The sequence below is a fragment of the Flavobacterium lipolyticum genome, from assembly GCF_020905335.1.
Classification (GTDB): domain Bacteria; phylum Bacteroidota; class Bacteroidia; order Flavobacteriales; family Flavobacteriaceae; genus Flavobacterium; species Flavobacterium lipolyticum.
This window is the reverse complement of the sequence record NZ_JAJJMN010000001.1, coordinates 1,081,126-1,095,473: the sequence shown is the minus strand read 5'-3', so window position 1 is coordinate 1,095,473 and position 14,348 is coordinate 1,081,126. Positions and strand designations below refer to the sequence as shown.

At 36.1% G+C, this 14,348-nt stretch carries 16 protein-coding genes and 2 tRNA genes; 12 read left to right on the top strand and 6 right to left on the bottom strand.

Translation table 11 applies throughout. From position 1 onward, the window contains the following. The first annotated feature begins 42 nt into the window (after nucleotides 1-42). From recQ to LNQ34_RS04860, 3 genes are read left to right on the top strand one after another with little or no spacing between them, the layout of a single operon-like run. Nucleotides 43-2,238, top strand: coding sequence for a DNA helicase RecQ (gene recQ / locus LNQ34_RS04870; RefSeq protein ID WP_202702458.1), 2,196 nt, complete (start codon nucleotides 43-45; stop codon nucleotides 2,236-2,238). 8 nt (nucleotides 2,239-2,246) lie between these two features. Next, the gene (locus LNQ34_RS04865) at nucleotides 2,247-3,005 is read left to right on the top strand and encodes a hypothetical protein (protein ID WP_229998841.1); all 759 of its coding nucleotides are present in this window, start codon (nucleotides 2,247-2,249) and stop codon (nucleotides 3,003-3,005) included. Nucleotides 3,006-3,009: 4 nt separating this feature from the next. Next, entirely contained in the window at nucleotides 3,010-3,429 is a 420-nt protein-coding gene (locus LNQ34_RS04860; RefSeq protein WP_229998840.1) for a hypothetical protein, read from the top strand. Nucleotides 3,430-3,540: 111 nt separating this feature from the next. Here LNQ34_RS04860 and LNQ34_RS04855 read toward each other — a convergent pair whose 3' ends face one another. Further along, complete coding sequence (locus tag LNQ34_RS04855; protein WP_017494914.1) at nucleotides 3,541-3,780, bottom strand: hypothetical protein; 240 nt, start codon at nucleotides 3,778-3,780, stop codon at nucleotides 3,541-3,543. Between the two features lie 502 nt (nucleotides 3,781-4,282). Here LNQ34_RS04855 and LNQ34_RS04850 point away from each other — a divergent pair. Together LNQ34_RS04850 and LNQ34_RS04845 are read left to right on the top strand one after the other, a co-directional pair. Continuing rightward, a complete protein-coding gene (locus LNQ34_RS04850; RefSeq protein ID WP_229998839.1) occupies nucleotides 4,283-5,842 on the top strand; it encodes an NAD(P)/FAD-dependent oxidoreductase in 1,560 nt (519 codons plus the stop codon). A 270-nt stretch (nucleotides 5,843-6,112) separates the two neighbouring features. Next, nucleotides 6,113-7,195: a DUF6630 family protein gene (locus LNQ34_RS04845; protein WP_229998838.1), complete on the top strand. Its 1,083-nt coding sequence runs from the start codon at nucleotides 6,113-6,115 to the stop codon at nucleotides 7,193-7,195. Nucleotides 7,196-7,282: 87 nt separating this feature from the next. Here the strand turns inward: LNQ34_RS04845 and LNQ34_RS04840 are convergent, their stop codons facing one another. From LNQ34_RS04840 to msrB, 3 genes are all read right to left on the bottom strand, one after another. Beyond that, complete coding sequence (locus LNQ34_RS04840; protein WP_229998837.1) at nucleotides 7,283-8,242, bottom strand: quinone oxidoreductase family protein; 960 nt, start codon at nucleotides 8,240-8,242, stop codon at nucleotides 7,283-7,285. A gap of 148 nt (nucleotides 8,243-8,390) precedes the next feature. After that, a complete protein-coding gene (gene msrA / locus LNQ34_RS04835; RefSeq protein ID WP_229998836.1) occupies nucleotides 8,391-9,008 on the bottom strand; it encodes a peptide-methionine (S)-S-oxide reductase MsrA in 618 nt (205 codons plus the stop codon). A gap of 8 nt (nucleotides 9,009-9,016) precedes the next feature. Further along, complete coding sequence (gene msrB, locus LNQ34_RS04830) at nucleotides 9,017-9,571, bottom strand: peptide-methionine (R)-S-oxide reductase MsrB (protein ID WP_229998835.1); 555 nt, start codon at nucleotides 9,569-9,571, stop codon at nucleotides 9,017-9,019. Nucleotides 9,572-9,863: 292 nt separating this feature from the next. Between msrB and idi the strand changes: the two genes are divergently transcribed. From idi to LNQ34_RS04800, 6 genes are all read left to right on the top strand, one after another. Next, nucleotides 9,864-10,391 (top strand): isopentenyl-diphosphate Delta-isomerase, encoded by a 528-nt coding sequence (gene idi, locus LNQ34_RS04825; protein ID WP_229998834.1) that lies wholly within the window; start codon nucleotides 9,864-9,866, stop codon nucleotides 10,389-10,391. Nucleotides 10,392-10,413: 22 nt separating this feature from the next. After that, on the top strand, nucleotides 10,414-10,827 hold the full coding sequence (locus LNQ34_RS04820) for a 6-pyruvoyl trahydropterin synthase family protein (protein ID WP_017494907.1): 414 nt from the start codon (nucleotides 10,414-10,416) through the stop codon (nucleotides 10,825-10,827). Continuing rightward, the gene (locus LNQ34_RS04815) at nucleotides 10,828-11,286 is read left to right on the top strand and encodes a peroxiredoxin (RefSeq protein WP_202702467.1); all 459 of its coding nucleotides are present in this window, start codon (nucleotides 10,828-10,830) and stop codon (nucleotides 11,284-11,286) included. It abuts the gene before it with no gap. 143 nt (nucleotides 11,287-11,429) lie between these two features. Continuing rightward, nucleotides 11,430-11,696, top strand: a complete 267-nt coding sequence (locus LNQ34_RS04810) for a hypothetical protein (protein WP_202702468.1) — start codon at nucleotides 11,430-11,432, stop codon at nucleotides 11,694-11,696. Nucleotides 11,697-11,774: 78 nt separating this feature from the next. Continuing rightward, a tRNA-Thr gene (locus tag LNQ34_RS04805) sits at nucleotides 11,775-11,848 on the top strand. Nucleotides 11,849-11,952: 104 nt separating this feature from the next. After that, nucleotides 11,953-12,026 (top strand) — tRNA-Thr (locus LNQ34_RS04800). Between the two features lie 151 nt (nucleotides 12,027-12,177). On the opposite strand, the gene LNQ34_RS04795 is transcribed toward LNQ34_RS04800, so the two are convergent. Further along, nucleotides 12,178-13,131 carry an ISAon1 family transposase gene (locus LNQ34_RS04795; RefSeq protein ID WP_428979061.1) on the bottom strand — a complete coding sequence of 318 codons (954 nt, stop codon included), beginning with the start codon at nucleotides 13,129-13,131 and terminating at the stop codon, nucleotides 12,178-12,180. A gap of 22 nt (nucleotides 13,132-13,153) precedes the next feature. Next, nucleotides 13,154-13,501 (bottom strand): ISAon1 family transposase N-terminal region protein, encoded by a 348-nt coding sequence (locus tag LNQ34_RS04790; RefSeq protein WP_229998832.1) that lies wholly within the window; start codon nucleotides 13,499-13,501, stop codon nucleotides 13,154-13,156. Nucleotides 13,502-13,873: 372 nt separating this feature from the next. Between LNQ34_RS04790 and LNQ34_RS04785 the strand changes: the two genes are divergently transcribed. Further along, nucleotides 13,874-14,332, top strand: a complete 459-nt coding sequence (locus LNQ34_RS04785) for a hypothetical protein (protein ID WP_202702469.1) — start codon at nucleotides 13,874-13,876, stop codon at nucleotides 14,330-14,332. The last annotated feature ends 16 nt before the right edge of the window (nucleotides 14,333-14,348 follow it).

The window sequence follows — 14,348 nt, the reverse complement described above, 5'->3', positions numbered from 1 at the left end:
TATGTGTTGCAAATTTATACAAAATATCCATTAATATAAAGAATGAATTCAAACGAAATTGAAATACACAAGGAATTAAAGAAGTATTTCGGCTTTAGCCAATTTAAGGGCTTGCAGGAGCAAGTCATTACGAGTATTTTAGAGAAGAAGAATACTTTTGTAATTATGCCAACTGGCGGTGGAAAGTCTCTTTGTTATCAATTACCCGCTTTAATTCAGGATGGAACGGCCATAGTTGTTTCTCCTTTGATTGCTTTGATGAAAAATCAGGTTGATGCTATTCGAAGCCTTTCGTCAGAAAACGGAATTGCCCATGTGTTAAATTCCTCTCTCACCAAAACAGAAATTGCCCAGGTTAAAAAAGACATTACTTCAGGTTTGACTAAACTTTTGTATGTAGCGCCTGAATCGTTGACAAAAGAAGAGTATGTGGCTTTTTTACAAAGCGTATCCATTTCCTTTGTAGCGATTGATGAAGCGCACTGTATTTCAGAGTGGGGTCATGATTTCAGGCCGGAATATCGTAATCTGAAAAATATAATCAAACAATTAGGAAAAGTACCCATTATTGGACTTACCGCCACTGCAACCCCAAAAGTTCAGGAGGATATATTGAAAAATCTTGAAATGGCCGATGCAAATACTTTCAAAGCGTCGTTCAACAGACCGAACTTGTACTACGAAGTTCGAACAAAAACAAAAAATATAGAGTCGGATATTATTCGATTTATTAAACAACATAAAGGCAAATCCGGAATTATTTACTGCTTAAGCCGTAAAAAAGTAGAGTCTATTGCCGAAGTTTTACAAGTTAACGGGATCAGTGCTGTGCCGTATCATGCAGGTTTAGATGCTAAAACCCGTGCCAAACATCAGGATATGTTTCTGATGGAAGATGTTGATGTGGTTGTGGCAACTATTGCATTCGGAATGGGGATTGACAAACCGGACGTTCGGTTTGTAATTCATCATGATATTCCAAAATCACTGGAGAGTTATTATCAGGAAACAGGTCGTGCTGGTCGTGACGGAGGAGAGGGACATTGTCTGGCGTACTATTCCTATAAAGATGTGGAGAAGTTGGAGAAATTCATGTCCGGGAAGCCAGTAGCAGAACAAGAGATTGGATTTGCTCTTTTGCAGGAAGTAGTAGCGTATGCCGAAACTTCAATGTCACGCAGAAAGTTTCTATTGCATTATTTTGGTGAAGAATTCGACAGCGAGACCGGAGAAGGCGCAGATATGGATGACAACGTTCGTAATCCTAAAACAAGAATTGAAGCCAAAGAGCAGGTTGTTAAATTGTTGGAAATTGTTCGGGATACCAAGCATATTTATAAGTCAAAAGAAATTGTGTTTACCTTAATTGGCCGTGTAAATGCTGTAATCAAAGCACACAAAACAGATGCCCAATCGTTTTTTGGGTCGGGTTCTGACCACGATGAGAAATATTGGATGGCCTTGCTTCGACAAGTTTTGGTAGCAGGTTATCTGTCAAAAGATATTGAAACTTATGGTGTAGTGAAAATCACAAAAGAAGGTTTGAACTTCATTAAAAAACCGGTTTCATTTATGATGTCTGAAGATCATGAATACAGTGAATCTGAAGATGAAGCAATTGTAACTGCAGGAAAATCGTCAGGAACAGCCGATGAAGTCTTAATGGGCATGCTGCGCGAATTGCGTAAAAAAGTAGCTAAGAAATTAGGAGTTCCTCCGTTTGTTGTTTTTCAGGACCCTTCACTTGAAGATATGGCTCTGAAATACCCAATCACTTTAACGGAGCTATTTAATATTCATGGTGTAGGTGAGGGGAAAGCTAAAAAATATGGTGGTGATTTCGTTTCTTTAATCAGCAGATATGTTGAAGATAATGATATCATTCGCCCGGATGATTTAGTAGTCAAATCTACAGGAGTCAACTCCGCTAATAAATTATATATCATTCAAAACATCGACAGAAAATTGCCGCTAAGTGATATTGCTTCTGCAAAAGGACTTTCGATGGACGCTTTGATCAAAGAAATGGAACAAATCGTTTATTCGGGTACCAAGCTAAATATCAAATACTGGGTTGATGACATGCTGGATGACGATCAGCAGGAAGAAATTCATGATTATTTCATGGAATCGGAATCGGATAAAATCGAGGATGCTCTTAAAGAATTCGATGGTGACTATGATATTGATGAGTTGCGTTTGATGAGAATTAAGTTTATTAGTGAGGTTGCAAACTAGGTTGTTTTATGAAGTTTTTAAAAGCTATTTTTATTTTTGTCGTATTGATATCTACCAAATCGTTTGCAACTGCTCAGGTTTCAGATTGTTTGATTATTGATAAAGATACATTGCGAATTCAGTCAAATCCATTAGAAGAATATTTCAAGATACATCCTATCCCTGAAAATTTAATAACTACCGTCTCTAGTGCAAATTGGAGAGGTTATATCGCCTATTTTAAGTTTTTAGAAGGAAAACTGGTTGTTGAAAATATATATAAGAAGGATTACAAGAAGAATAGTAAGGGCGAAAGCGATTTTTTCTTGACTTCTATTTATGAAGCTATTTTTGGTGAAAACAAAAATTTTGAATGTAAATTTTATTCTGGTCTTCTAATTTGTCCTTCAGGAAAAATGTTGCAGTATGTTCATATGGGATATAGTTCTATATTTGAAAATTATACTTTGATAGAACTAAAAGATGGAGTAAACGTAAAATCTAAAAAATTAACCGCCGAAGAATTTGTGGATTTTAAAAAGAAATATTTTAAATATTATAAAAAGACTGACGAATACAAACAAAAAGCAAAAGAATTTAAAGAAATCACGGTTGAAAGTGATAAGGTTTTAAACAAATTGACACTTGAAAACTCAAATAGTAATAATAAAGAAAATAAATATTTAAAGCAAAAAGAAGCTGATTACAAAGCCGATAAGAAAGTGGAATCTTTTATGTTTATTTTTTCAAACGATTATATGAAAACAATTGAAATCCCTCTAAACTAATTATATGAAAAAAACATCATTTTTATTTACATCACTTGGTCTTCTGCTATTGGCGATGTTAATTTTTAGTTTTTCGACAGGAAGTAAAGAACAAGATTCTAGATTAATTGGAGTCTGGAAAGGTTTTGAAGTTGAAAAACAGATTGAAGGCGTAGAAAAGCACTGGATACAACAAAGATTTGAAAACGGTACCTATGTGATTATGTTTACTACAAAAGAGGATTGCCAAATAGAAACTTTTACTGAAAAAGGGAAATGGTGGACAGAAAAAGGAAAATTTTATGAATTGTCTTCGAGTGCAAAAAATCCAGAAGTGTATAGTTATGAAATAAAGAATGATGAAGTAGTAGAATTTAAAAGCATAAAACTTTCAGGAGAGAAAAAGGATACCTATATATTTAGCGATTATAAAATTAATTTCTAATTGCTGTAAAATAAAAAAAAAACTCAAGATATAAATTCCAAATTCCAAGCTGGTTAAGCAATTGGAATTTGGAATTTATTTTTATTGGAATTTCATCCCAAAAATTAGAATTTACCCTTCAAATACTTCCCCTCGATGCGGCTTCAAAGCATCTCTTACGGGAATCATATTTTCATCGGTAACGACCATAAAAGCGATCGCATGCATATCGTTTATTATTGAAAACCCCGTAATGTTCAACGGAAGTTTTTCGATGGCGATATATTCTTTTAAGTGAATTTCATGATGTTCAGCTGTTTTAGCAGAAGCCGGCCCACGGAAATCCCAAATTAGTTTTATTTTTCTGGACATTATTTATAGGTGCAAAGTTTCAAAGAGGCAAAGGTACAAAGGTTAGTTTGAAATTTCACTTTGAAATTGTCTTATTGTCCGTTCGAGCGAAGTCGAGCCCCCTTATCAGTCCAAGCGGAGTCGAGACCCCTTGTCAGTTCGAGCGAAGTCGAGATCTTTTGTCAGTTCGAGCGAAGACGAGAACCCTTGTCCGTTCGAGCGAAGTCGAGACCCTTTGTCGGTCCAAGCGAAGTCGAGACCCTTTGTCAGTTCGAGCGAAGTCGAGAACCCTTGTCCGTTCGAGCGAAGTCGAGCCCCCTTTGTCAGTTCGAGCGAAGTCGAGACCTCTTGTCAGTTCGAGCGAAGTCGAGAACCTTTGCTACATTTTGACTTCACTCAATGTGAAAGAACGTTATCATCCTAGTTCAGATAAAATTTTCAATTGATGTATTTTCATTTCAAAATAGTACTTTTGCATGTTCTTTTCATAGAAAGAAAAGCTAATTTGAATAAATAAAATACAATGCCAAGAGAACTTTTACTTCAGGTAACACCGGAAATAGCAGCAAACGAATTGTTGTTGAAAGACCATTTGTCTAAACAAATAAAAGTTTCTCCCAAAGAAATTCAATACGTTTCGATTTTGAAACGATCTATTGATGCGCGTCAAAAAGCGATCAAAATCAATTTAAAAGTTATTATCTATTTGCAGGGCGAACCTTTTCAGGAAACTAAAATAGAATTGCCTGTATATAAGGATGTTTCGTCTGCACAGGAAGTAATTGTAGTCGGAGCAGGTCCGGCAGGGCTTTTTGCGGCACTTCAATTAATAGAGTTAGGTTTAAAACCAATTGTACTGGAGCGCGGAAAGGATGTACGTGGACGTCGTCGTGATTTAAAAGCAATAAATCGTGAACATATCGTTAACGAAGATTCTAATTATTGTTTTGGTGAAGGTGGAGCAGGAACCTATTCAGATGGGAAATTATACACACGTTCTAAAAAGCGTGGAGATGTAACCCGAATCTTAGAATTGCTTGTTGCTTTTGGAGCTTCTGAAGACATTTTGATAGAAGCGCATCCACATATCGGAACCAATAAATTGCCAAAAATTATTGAAGATATTCGAAATAAAATCATAGAGTTTGGTGGTCAGGTTTTATTTGATACACGCGTTACTGATATTTTGGTAAAGAATAATGAAGTTGAAGGTGTCGTTACTCAAAACGGCGACAAGATTTTGGCCAATAAATTAATCCTGGCGACAGGACATTCGGCACGTGATATTTTTGAGTTATTAGACAAAAAGAAAATTTTTATAGAAGCAAAACCATTTGCTTTAGGAGTTCGTGCAGAACATTCACAGCAATTAATTGACAGTATTCAGTACAGTTGTGATTATCGAGGAGAGCATCTGCCTCCTGCACCATACTCTATTGTAAAACAGGTCAACGGTCGCGGAATGTATTCGTTTTGTATGTGTCCGGGTGGTGTAATTGCACCTTGTGCAACGAGCCCGGGTGAGGTGGTTACTAATGGTTGGTCACCTTCGAAACGAGATCAGGTTACGGCAAATTCAGGAATTGTAATCGAATTAAAGTTGGAAGATTTTAAGCCTTTTGCAAAGTTTGGAGCTTTGGCCGGAATGGAATTTCAAAAAAGTATCGAACAAAAAGCATGGCATTTGGCAGGGCAGACTCAAAAGGTTCCTGCTCAGCGAATGATCGACTTTACGCAGAATAAAGTTTCAGCTGATATTCCGAAAACTTCTTACGTTCCCGGAACAACATCGGTTGAGATGGGGCAGGTTTTTCCAGGATTTTTGTCGCAAATTTTACGTGAAGGCTTTAAAGAATTTGGAAAATCAATGCGCGGTTATTTAACCAATGAAGCAATTTTGCATGCTCCGGAAAGCCGCACGTCATCACCAGTTCGAATCCCTAGAGATCCTATGACTTATGAGCATTTGCAAATTAAAGGCTTGTACCCGTGTGGAGAAGGTGCCGGATATGCCGGAGGTATTATTTCTGCAGCCATTGATGGAGAAAAATGCGCTTTAATGATTGCTGAGGCTTTAAAATAGAATGTTTTTTATGTGTTTTAACACGTTCGGTATAATTAGCAAAAAAATGATTTAACAAATAGTCCCGAAGCATCGGGATAGGTGTAAAAAGAGAACAAAAAAAGAAATTTATTTCTTTCACATAAGAGGCTATGCCTATTTAAATAAAGTGAAACGCCTTTTTTATAGATATAGTGTCTATGTTTCTATGTGTTAAAAGTAATTCACCCAACGGGTTAAAAGTAGTATGTTTGTAAAACCTGTTTTTAACTTTATACTATAGTATTTTTTATGAAAAACTTCTTTTCTAACTTCTTTGGAAGAAATAACAATCCGGAATCAATCGTTTCTTTTGATGTTCTGGATTCTATCTATACTTATCTGCAAAATGAGTCAAGTCGAGTGGATTTTAAAATGAAAGGAATTCACGACACAGTTTCTGCAACGATGTATTCTTTTCCGGATTCATTTGATCATGAAGAAGGCAGGGCTGAAGTAAAAAAGAGCGGATTTAAAAATTCGCATGAAGTTTTAAACGAATTGTATAAAAAGGTGAATATTGCTCCACTTTCTGATGATGAAATGCTGGAGGAACCTGTTTGCAATTATCTTCATATTGAGTTTTACTCGGAGCCTTCATTAGAGATGAAAAAACATTTGAAGCACGTTTTGCAAAATTTTATTATCTTCTTTTGTTGTACCAATAGTATGGAGACGAATGATTTTAGGCTGCTGTATTCAAACAGTTATTTTTATGACTATACTAAAGGATTTTTGGAAGCCGAACCAATTGATATCGAAGCGCCAAAGAATCAACTGCAAGAAATAGGTTTTAACGATTTCAAAACAGTACTTCAGGGAATTTGCGAATACATGGGCATCGAGTTGGCACCAACAGTTATTCGTCCTTCTGCCGAAAGTTTAATGCCGGATGAGGTTTCAGTCGGGTATTTTAGAGAGTTTTTGCAATTGCTTTCTCGAGGAGATATGGAAGAAGAGTTATTGAAAGATCAGTCTCAGACGCTTTTTGATAACTTTGGATTGGAGGAAGAGGATGAAGAATATGATTACGAATTCGACTTTTTTGAAGGAATAAATTCCTGGCACAGCGACTGGAAATTTGATCCGGAAGATGCTGAATATTTCATCTCAGAAATGATTGGTGAAGATTTTACTTTTGAATATCCTGAAGAAACGTACAGTCATGATTTGTTTCCGTATATTCAAGAGGAATTGGCAAAACAAGATTTAGAATTAATGAGTTACGATACGCAAGGTGATAGTTATTTGTTTTTTGTAGCTAACAAAAAGGATGTAACCCGACTATTAGAATTGTCCGAAATAACCGAAATGGGAATTGACAGGTTGATTTAAGAGGAATCTTTAGGGGTTTGCGTTAAAAAAAATGCTACGAATTCACGAATTTTATTTTAAATGATTCGTGAATTCGTGGCAAAAAAATTAAGGAATCAGAATAATTTTTCCGGTGCTTTTTCGGCTTTCGAGATAATCGTGGGCTAGTTTTCCTTCTGATAATTTGAAAGAAGTTGGTTCGGAAAGTTTGATTTTTCTGTCAGAAATCCAGTGGAACAATTGCATTGCTCTTTTGATTCTTTCTTCTTTGGAATTTAAATAGCTCCATAAATCTCCCCCGGTTAAAGTTTTAGAACCGTCCATTAACATTCTCGGGTCTACCGGTTCCGGATCACCGCCTGCCATTCCGAAGAAAACAACTTGTCCGCATTCTTTCGTAACTTCAAAACTCTCAGTTAAAGTGCTTCCGATACTGTCATAAACAACATCGACGCCTTTTGGAGTCATTTCGAAGACTTGCGATTTCCAGTTTTCGTTGTAAAGGAAGACATGATCAGCACCTTGTTCAAATGCTACTTTTGCTTTTTCTGAAGATGAAGTCAAGCCAATTACTTTTGCGCCTAAAAGTTTGCTGATTTGTGTTAGAATTTGTCCAACTCCCCCGGCTACAGCGTGAATCAATACTGTTTCATCTTTTACGGTTTTGTGACTGTCGGTTGCTAAGTAATGCGCTGTTAAACCTTGTAGTAAAACAGCTGCTGCAGTTTCAAAAGAAATCGTATCGGGTAAAGGTAAAACGTGGTTGATGTTTACCGCGACTAATTCTGCATTTGCAAAAGGAACATCGGCGAAAGCTACGCGATCACCAACTTTGTATTCGGGATGATTGTTAGGGTCTGTTACAATTCCGGCACCTTCGTAACCGGCAATAAAAGGAGGGGTTCCTTTTAAATGATAGTTCCCTTTTCGTCTGTAAACATCGGCAAAGTTTAATCCGATGGCTTTCATTTCGACTAAAATCTCATCGTTTTTTAATTGTGGATTCGGAATTTCAATGTATTCCAAAACATCAGAATTTCCGAAAGAAGAAAAGGTAAGTGCTTTCATTTTTACATTATTTTGAGAATACAAATTACGGTAAAATTAGTTTGCAGTTTTAAAAGAGTTCTTAAAGATGTGTTTTGGGGAGAAAAGGTAATAAAAAAACCGTCCACGAGAGTGAACGGCAACTTGTATTAACCTTCATAAACAAGTATTATTTCTTTTTGAGTTTGTCTTTAAAAACTTTTTCAAATTTTTCTATTTTGGGCTGAATGACCATTTTACAATAGGGTTGGTTCTTATTGTTAGCATAATAATTTTGATGATAATCCTCAGCTTTGTAAAAAACTTTAAAGGGTTCTATTTTTGTTACAATAGGGCTGCTGTAGACTTTTGCTTTGTTCAGTTCGGCAATAATACTTTCTGCGGCCTTTTTTTGTTCGTCATTTTTGTAAAAAATAACAGATCGATATTGCGTACCAACATCTGCCCCTTGTCTGTTTAAGGTTGTTGGATCGTGAACGGTAAAGAAAACTTTGAAAATTTCATTGATATCCGTAACGCTTTTATCGTAAGTAATCTGGACTACTTCGGCATGCCCCGTTGTTCCTGTGCAAACCTCTTCATAGGTTGGATTAGCGACTTTTCCTCCTGAAAAACCGGAGACTACAGATTTTACCCCTGCCAGATTTTCATAAACGGCTTCAACGCACCAATAACAGCCACCTCCAAGTGTAATTGTTTCCGGATTTGAGGAGCTTTTTGTTTTGCTGTTTTGTGCAAATCCATTTATGGACAATGCAAATAGACTAATTAGGAATAAGTTCTTCATTTTTAGTTTTATTTAGTATCGGGAATAAAGTCAAGTGCAATCGAATTCATGCAGTAGCGTTTTCCGGTTGGTGGAGGTCCGTCATCAAATAAATGACCTAAGTGTCCGCTGCAACGTCCGCATAGTGCTTCAATTCTTTCCATACCAAGGGAGTTGTCATTTTTGTAAACAACGCTTTTTTTGTTGTCTTGTTCGAAGAAACTGGGCCATCCGCAGCTGCTGGCAAATTTAGCTCCCGAGCGAAAAAGTTTATTGCCGCAGGAAGCGCAATAATAAGTTCCTTTTTCATCTGTTTTCCAGTATTTTCCGGTGAAAGGTCTTTCGGTGTCCGCTTCGCGCATTACAGCATAAACATCTTCAGGGAGTACTTTTTTCCATTCGGCATTGCTGACGTTGAGTTTAGTTGTGTCGGTATTGGAATAATAAGGATTTCCGGGCTTGCTGATTTTGTTTTCCATGGCCGTCGTTGTTGTATTTTGTTTTTTTGCATTTTGCCCGCATGCTTGTAGTATAAAGAGCGGAATTAAAAAGCAAAGGCTGAGAAATTGAGTTTTTGTTTTCATTGTTAGGAATGCTTTAATTCTGTATTTCAAAGATACGGCTAGATTTCGCCTGGAAATGTCGCGTAGTTTACAATTCAGATTTTTTTAAGTATGTTTTAACTTTTATTATTTACGTAAAACAAAGGAATTCAGTTTTAAGGCTTGTATTTAAAGAGTTTTGAAGATTGATTGGTTTGTATTTTGTTGATAGCTAGTTTTTTGTGTGATTCTAAGCTCGTTAAACTTTTCACAATCTCTTTCAGGATTTTCAAGCCATTTCTTTTTTCGTATTTTTGTTTGATCAATAAGCCCTATGATAGAAGAAAACGTAATACTAGTAAACCAACAGGATGAACAAATTGGCTTAATGCCAAAATTGGAAGCACATGAAAAAGCGATGTTGCATCGTGCTTTTTCGGTTTTTGTCTTAAATGATAAGAATGAAATAATGTTACAACAACGTGCTCATCAAAAATATCACTCACCTTTACTTTGGACAAATACATGCTGTAGTCATCAGCGTGAAGGAGAGACAAATGTCCAGGCCGGAAGCAGGAGACTTTTTGAGGAAATGGGGTTTAAGACAGATTTAAAGGAACTCTTTCACTTTATTTATAAAGCTCCTTTTGATAATGGCTTGACAGAACACGAGCTCGATCACGTTATGATTGGATATTTTAATGATGATCCGGCGATCAATACAGATGAAGTGGAGGATTGGAAATGGATGAAAATAGAAGATGTAAAAGAAGATATTCAACAACAGCCCGAAATTTATACCGTATGGTTTAAAATAATATTTGATGAATTTTATCATTATTTAGAAGACCATAAACTTTAAACTAAACCAACCACCAACCAAAATGAAAGTAACCATATCTAGAAAAGCACATTTTAATGCTGCACATCGATTGTACAGGAAAGATTGGACATTTGAAAAGAACGATGCCGTTTTTGGAAAATGCAATAACCCCAATTTTCATGGTCATAATTATGGTTTAACAGTAAGTGTTACAGGAAAAATTGACCCCGAAACCGGTTTTGTTCTGGATGTGAAAGTATTAGCGGATATCATACGTGAAGAAGTAGAGATTCCGTTCGATCACAAAAACCTGAATCTGGATGTTCCGGAATTTCAGGATTTGAATCCAACAGCGGAGCATATTGCTGTTGTGATATGGAATAAAATTAAAAAGAGAATTCAACCCGATTTCGATTTAGAAATTGTTTTGAATGAAACCGACCGCAATTTTGTAACTTATAAAGGAGAAGAATAAATGTCATTAAAAATAGGAGATATAGTTCCGAATTTTACTGCTAAAGATAATCATGGAGAAGTTTTCGAAAGCCAAAGTGTTTTGGGACGAAAGCCGCTCGTGATTTATTTTTACCCAAAAGACAATACACCGGGATGTACGACAGAAGCTTGTAGTTTTAGAGATCAATACGAAGATTTCAAGGACTTGGGCGCTGAAGTTATTGGTATAAGCAGTGATACTGTAAAGTCGCATCATAAATTTGCCAACAAACATCAATTGCCTTTTATACTATTGTCTGATCAGGATAAAAAATTACGACATCTTTTTGGGGTGCGTAACACACTATTTGGTCTTTTGCCGGGAAGAGTTACTTATATTATCGATAAGAATGGAGTAGTTATTCTGATTTTTGATAGTATGAATGCGGCAAAACACATTCAGAAAGCAATGGAAACGATTAAAGAGCTAGTATTGTAGAGTAGAAAAGGTATTCGTTTCAAGCTGAGATAAATGCATTTCTTTTAAATGGAAATGCTTCAATTTTAGAAATTTACATTTCATAGCGCGTAATAAAAAGATTATATGTACTTTTGCAGTCGCAAATTTAAATTAAAATAAAAATGGCAAACGTTAAAAACTTAAAGAAAGACATCAATTTCGTATTAGGAGATATTATTGAGGCAATTTACTTATTTGAAATGTCAACAACAGGAAATCCTACTCCTGAAACGAACGCTTTGGTTGATCAGGCTATCGCTGCATTTGATACTTTGATCACAAAAGTAAACGCTAAGAATGTTGAAAACAAAAAAGCGCACTTCAAGCAAATCAATATCGAATTGGAAGAAACTGCTAATCAATTGATTGCTAAAATCAACGAATTGTAAGCAAAAAAAAGCATAAAAAAGTGCAGATTTATTTTGGAAAAACGAAAAACCGACTTATATTTGCACCCGTAATGAGACGCCAGCGTAGCTCAGTTGGCTAGAGCAGCTGATTTGTAATCAGCAGGTCGTGGGTTCGAGTCCCTCCGCCGGCTCAACACAAAACCATCACTGCGAGTGGTGGTTTTTAATTGAAATAAGCAGTAGATTTATTTTGGAAAATTTAAAATCCATTATACATTTACAAACGTAATGAGTCGCCAGCGTAGCTCAGTTGGCTAGAGCAGCTGATTTGTAATCAGCAGGTCGTGGGTTCGAGTCCCTCCGCCGGCTCAACGTGAAACCATCACTTTTTAGTGGTGGTTTTTTTTTTGCTCTTAAGTGAAATTAATAGAGATTCGAGTTTTTGTGAAATGAATCTGCATATGGTTTTTTAACCGCAAAGAGCGCAAGGTTTTACGGGATCAGGTTCAAAAGTTGGGGATTAAGCAAAAAGATTAGATAATCTGAACAAGAAAAAATCTATATTGCTCACTCCTCTAAATTGACTTCTAAAAGCTTTTATTTTAGCATTGAAAGATTCTGCCGAAGCATTTGTGCTTCTATTATCAAAATAGTTTAAGATTGACTGATAATTAATAGTTATGGTATTGAGTAGAATATTAAAGTTTTTAAAACCTGATTCTTCTACATTTCTATACCAATGTGCCAGTTTGGTCATGGCAATATGTTTGTCATTGTAGTTATTGTAAATTCCTCGAAGCTGTTGGTTTAAATTGTAAGCTGTTTTAATGTCAGGATATAGTTCAAATACCATTTGTGCTCTTTCTTCTTGGCTCCGAGTCCATTTTTCGCGAGACTTATAAAGTAGATACCTGCTTCTGGCTAATAACTGTTTAACAGAATCTCCGTTAGGTAAAAGCTGGGGAATGTATGTTTTGTTTTCTAATTTGGCTTGTAGTATCGATTGATTCTCAAAGTCCATAGCTTCCCAGCGATGTTTGATTCTAATCTCTTGTACTGCTTCGAGCGCTAATTTTTGAACATGGAACCGATCTGTAACCTGTATGGCTTTAGGAAAACATTTCTTAGAGATTAGCTTCATGGAATTAGCCATATCGAGCGTTATCTCTTTGACAAAAGATCTTTTCTTGTAATCAATCTTTCTGATGTGTTCTATAACCTGGTCTGCTTTAGTTCCGGCAACAATAGCTACCAAGCAACCTTTTTTGCCTTTGAATTTCTTGTTGGTCAGGATAGTGTAAAGTTCCCCCTGAGACAAAGCCACCTCGTCAATGGATAAATGAGTGCCCATGTTTTCAGGGTAAATCATCCATTGGTGCGCATGTTCGCGTGGAGCCCATGTATTAAATGAGCTTAAATGTTTTTTGTATTGTCTTTGGAGTCTCTTTCCGTTAACCCCGAAAAAGCCTCCAATGGTATGACAATCTGTGGCACTCTTATCTATTAATTTCTTTTAAAAAAGTCGCAAACTCCTGAGTCATGCGAGTTCCTTTAGCAACTAAAGTCCAATCTCTTTTGATGATTTCTCCATTGGTTTTATTAGTCCAACGGCGTCTTTTGATGTGTAAATACACAAATTTACCTCTTAATGGAAAATCCTGAATAGTAATCTCATCAAGAAACCCCTTAGAAATCAATTCAAAAGAATTAAACTCTTGTGGAGGTTTTATTTTTTCTTCAAAATACAGATGCAATACTTCTTCTGTGTTAGTGGTAGAAACTACTTCAAAGTATTCTATTAAAAAATCAGGAAGCATAAATTTTAAAAGCTCTATAGGTGTCATATCTAATTCTTAGATTACAAATTTCTAATTTTATTTTGACATTCCTCCCCAGGTTTTGTTCTTGATCCGTTTTACGCAAAGTACACGGGTGTAGTATTCTTTGGAATAAAAATCCGTGGAGATCCACGTTTTTGTGAAACGAATTGGTGTAATCCGTGGGCTTTTTTTTTCTAACCCTAAAGAGAGCAAGGTTTTGTGTAAAGTATGCAGGTGCAGTATTGGAAGCGTCTATAAGAAATCTGTGCGAAACTCGCTGGGAATTAAACGAAATACCCTGGAAGCTGTCTTTTTTGTATCTGACCTATTTTTGATGGAGGTGTTTGTAGTGCTATTTTTCTTATGTTTGTTACTTAACCAAAAAACATATTAATAATGGAAGAAACATCAGTTTTTGAAAAATTTGAATTGCAGCTTGACCAAACTGCTAAAGACTTTTTAAAGGAAACCGCCAAATGGGCTTATTTCCTGTCTATTTTAGGATTCGTAGGAATTGGGTTGATGGTTTTAATTGCCGTTTTTGCAGGAACTATTTTTTCGGCTATGGGAAATAGCATGTCGGGAATGGGAGGTCTTGGAGGCTCTTTTGGAGCGTTAATGGGATTTGTCTATGTTTTTATTGCGGCGATCTATTTCTTTCCGGTTTATTATTTGTACAAGTTTGCTGTAAATACAAAGAGAGCTTTTAGAGAGAATGATTCAGAGTTGTTGACCAGTTCTCTGGGGTATCTTAAATCACACTATAAATTCATCGGTATTTTCATGCTGGCTATTCTTGCTTTATACGGACTTGTATTTGTATTTGGAATTTTGGGTGCTCTGCTTGGAAGATAGGGGGGATGAAATTTGA

Bases quoted from the DNA above. Each gene is read 5' to 3' on its own strand.
- recQ (WP_202702458.1), top strand. From the start codon at position 43: ATGAATTCAAACGAAATTGAAATACACAAGGAATTAAAGAAGTATTTC.
- LNQ34_RS04865 (WP_229998841.1), top strand. From the start codon at position 2,247: ATGAAGTTTTTAAAAGCTATTTTTATTTTTGTCGTATTGATATCTACC.
- LNQ34_RS04860 (WP_229998840.1), top strand. From the start codon at position 3,010: ATGAAAAAAACATCATTTTTATTTACATCACTTGGTCTTCTGCTATTG.
- LNQ34_RS04855 (WP_017494914.1), bottom strand. From the start codon at position 3,780: ATGTCCAGAAAAATAAAACTAATTTGGGATTTCCGTGGGCCGGCTTCT.
- LNQ34_RS04850 (WP_229998839.1), top strand. From the start codon at position 4,283: ATGCCAAGAGAACTTTTACTTCAGGTAACACCGGAAATAGCAGCAAAC.
- LNQ34_RS04845 (WP_229998838.1), top strand. From the start codon at position 6,113: ATGAAAAACTTCTTTTCTAACTTCTTTGGAAGAAATAACAATCCGGAA.
- LNQ34_RS04840 (WP_229998837.1), bottom strand. From the start codon at position 8,242: ATGAAAGCACTTACCTTTTCTTCTTTCGGAAATTCTGATGTTTTGGAA.
- msrA (WP_229998836.1), bottom strand. From the start codon at position 9,008: ATGAAGAACTTATTCCTAATTAGTCTATTTGCATTGTCCATAAATGGA.
- msrB (WP_229998835.1), bottom strand. From the start codon at position 9,571: ATGAAAACAAAAACTCAATTTCTCAGCCTTTGCTTTTTAATTCCGCTC.
- idi (WP_229998834.1), top strand. From the start codon at position 9,864: ATGATAGAAGAAAACGTAATACTAGTAAACCAACAGGATGAACAAATT.
- LNQ34_RS04820 (WP_017494907.1), top strand. From the start codon at position 10,414: ATGAAAGTAACCATATCTAGAAAAGCACATTTTAATGCTGCACATCGA.
- LNQ34_RS04815 (WP_202702467.1), top strand. From the start codon at position 10,828: ATGTCATTAAAAATAGGAGATATAGTTCCGAATTTTACTGCTAAAGAT.
- LNQ34_RS04810 (WP_202702468.1), top strand. From the start codon at position 11,430: ATGGCAAACGTTAAAAACTTAAAGAAAGACATCAATTTCGTATTAGGA.
- LNQ34_RS04790 (WP_229998832.1), bottom strand. From the start codon at position 13,501: ATGACACCTATAGAGCTTTTAAAATTTATGCTTCCTGATTTTTTAATA.
- LNQ34_RS04785 (WP_202702469.1), top strand. From the start codon at position 13,874: ATGGAAGAAACATCAGTTTTTGAAAAATTTGAATTGCAGCTTGACCAA.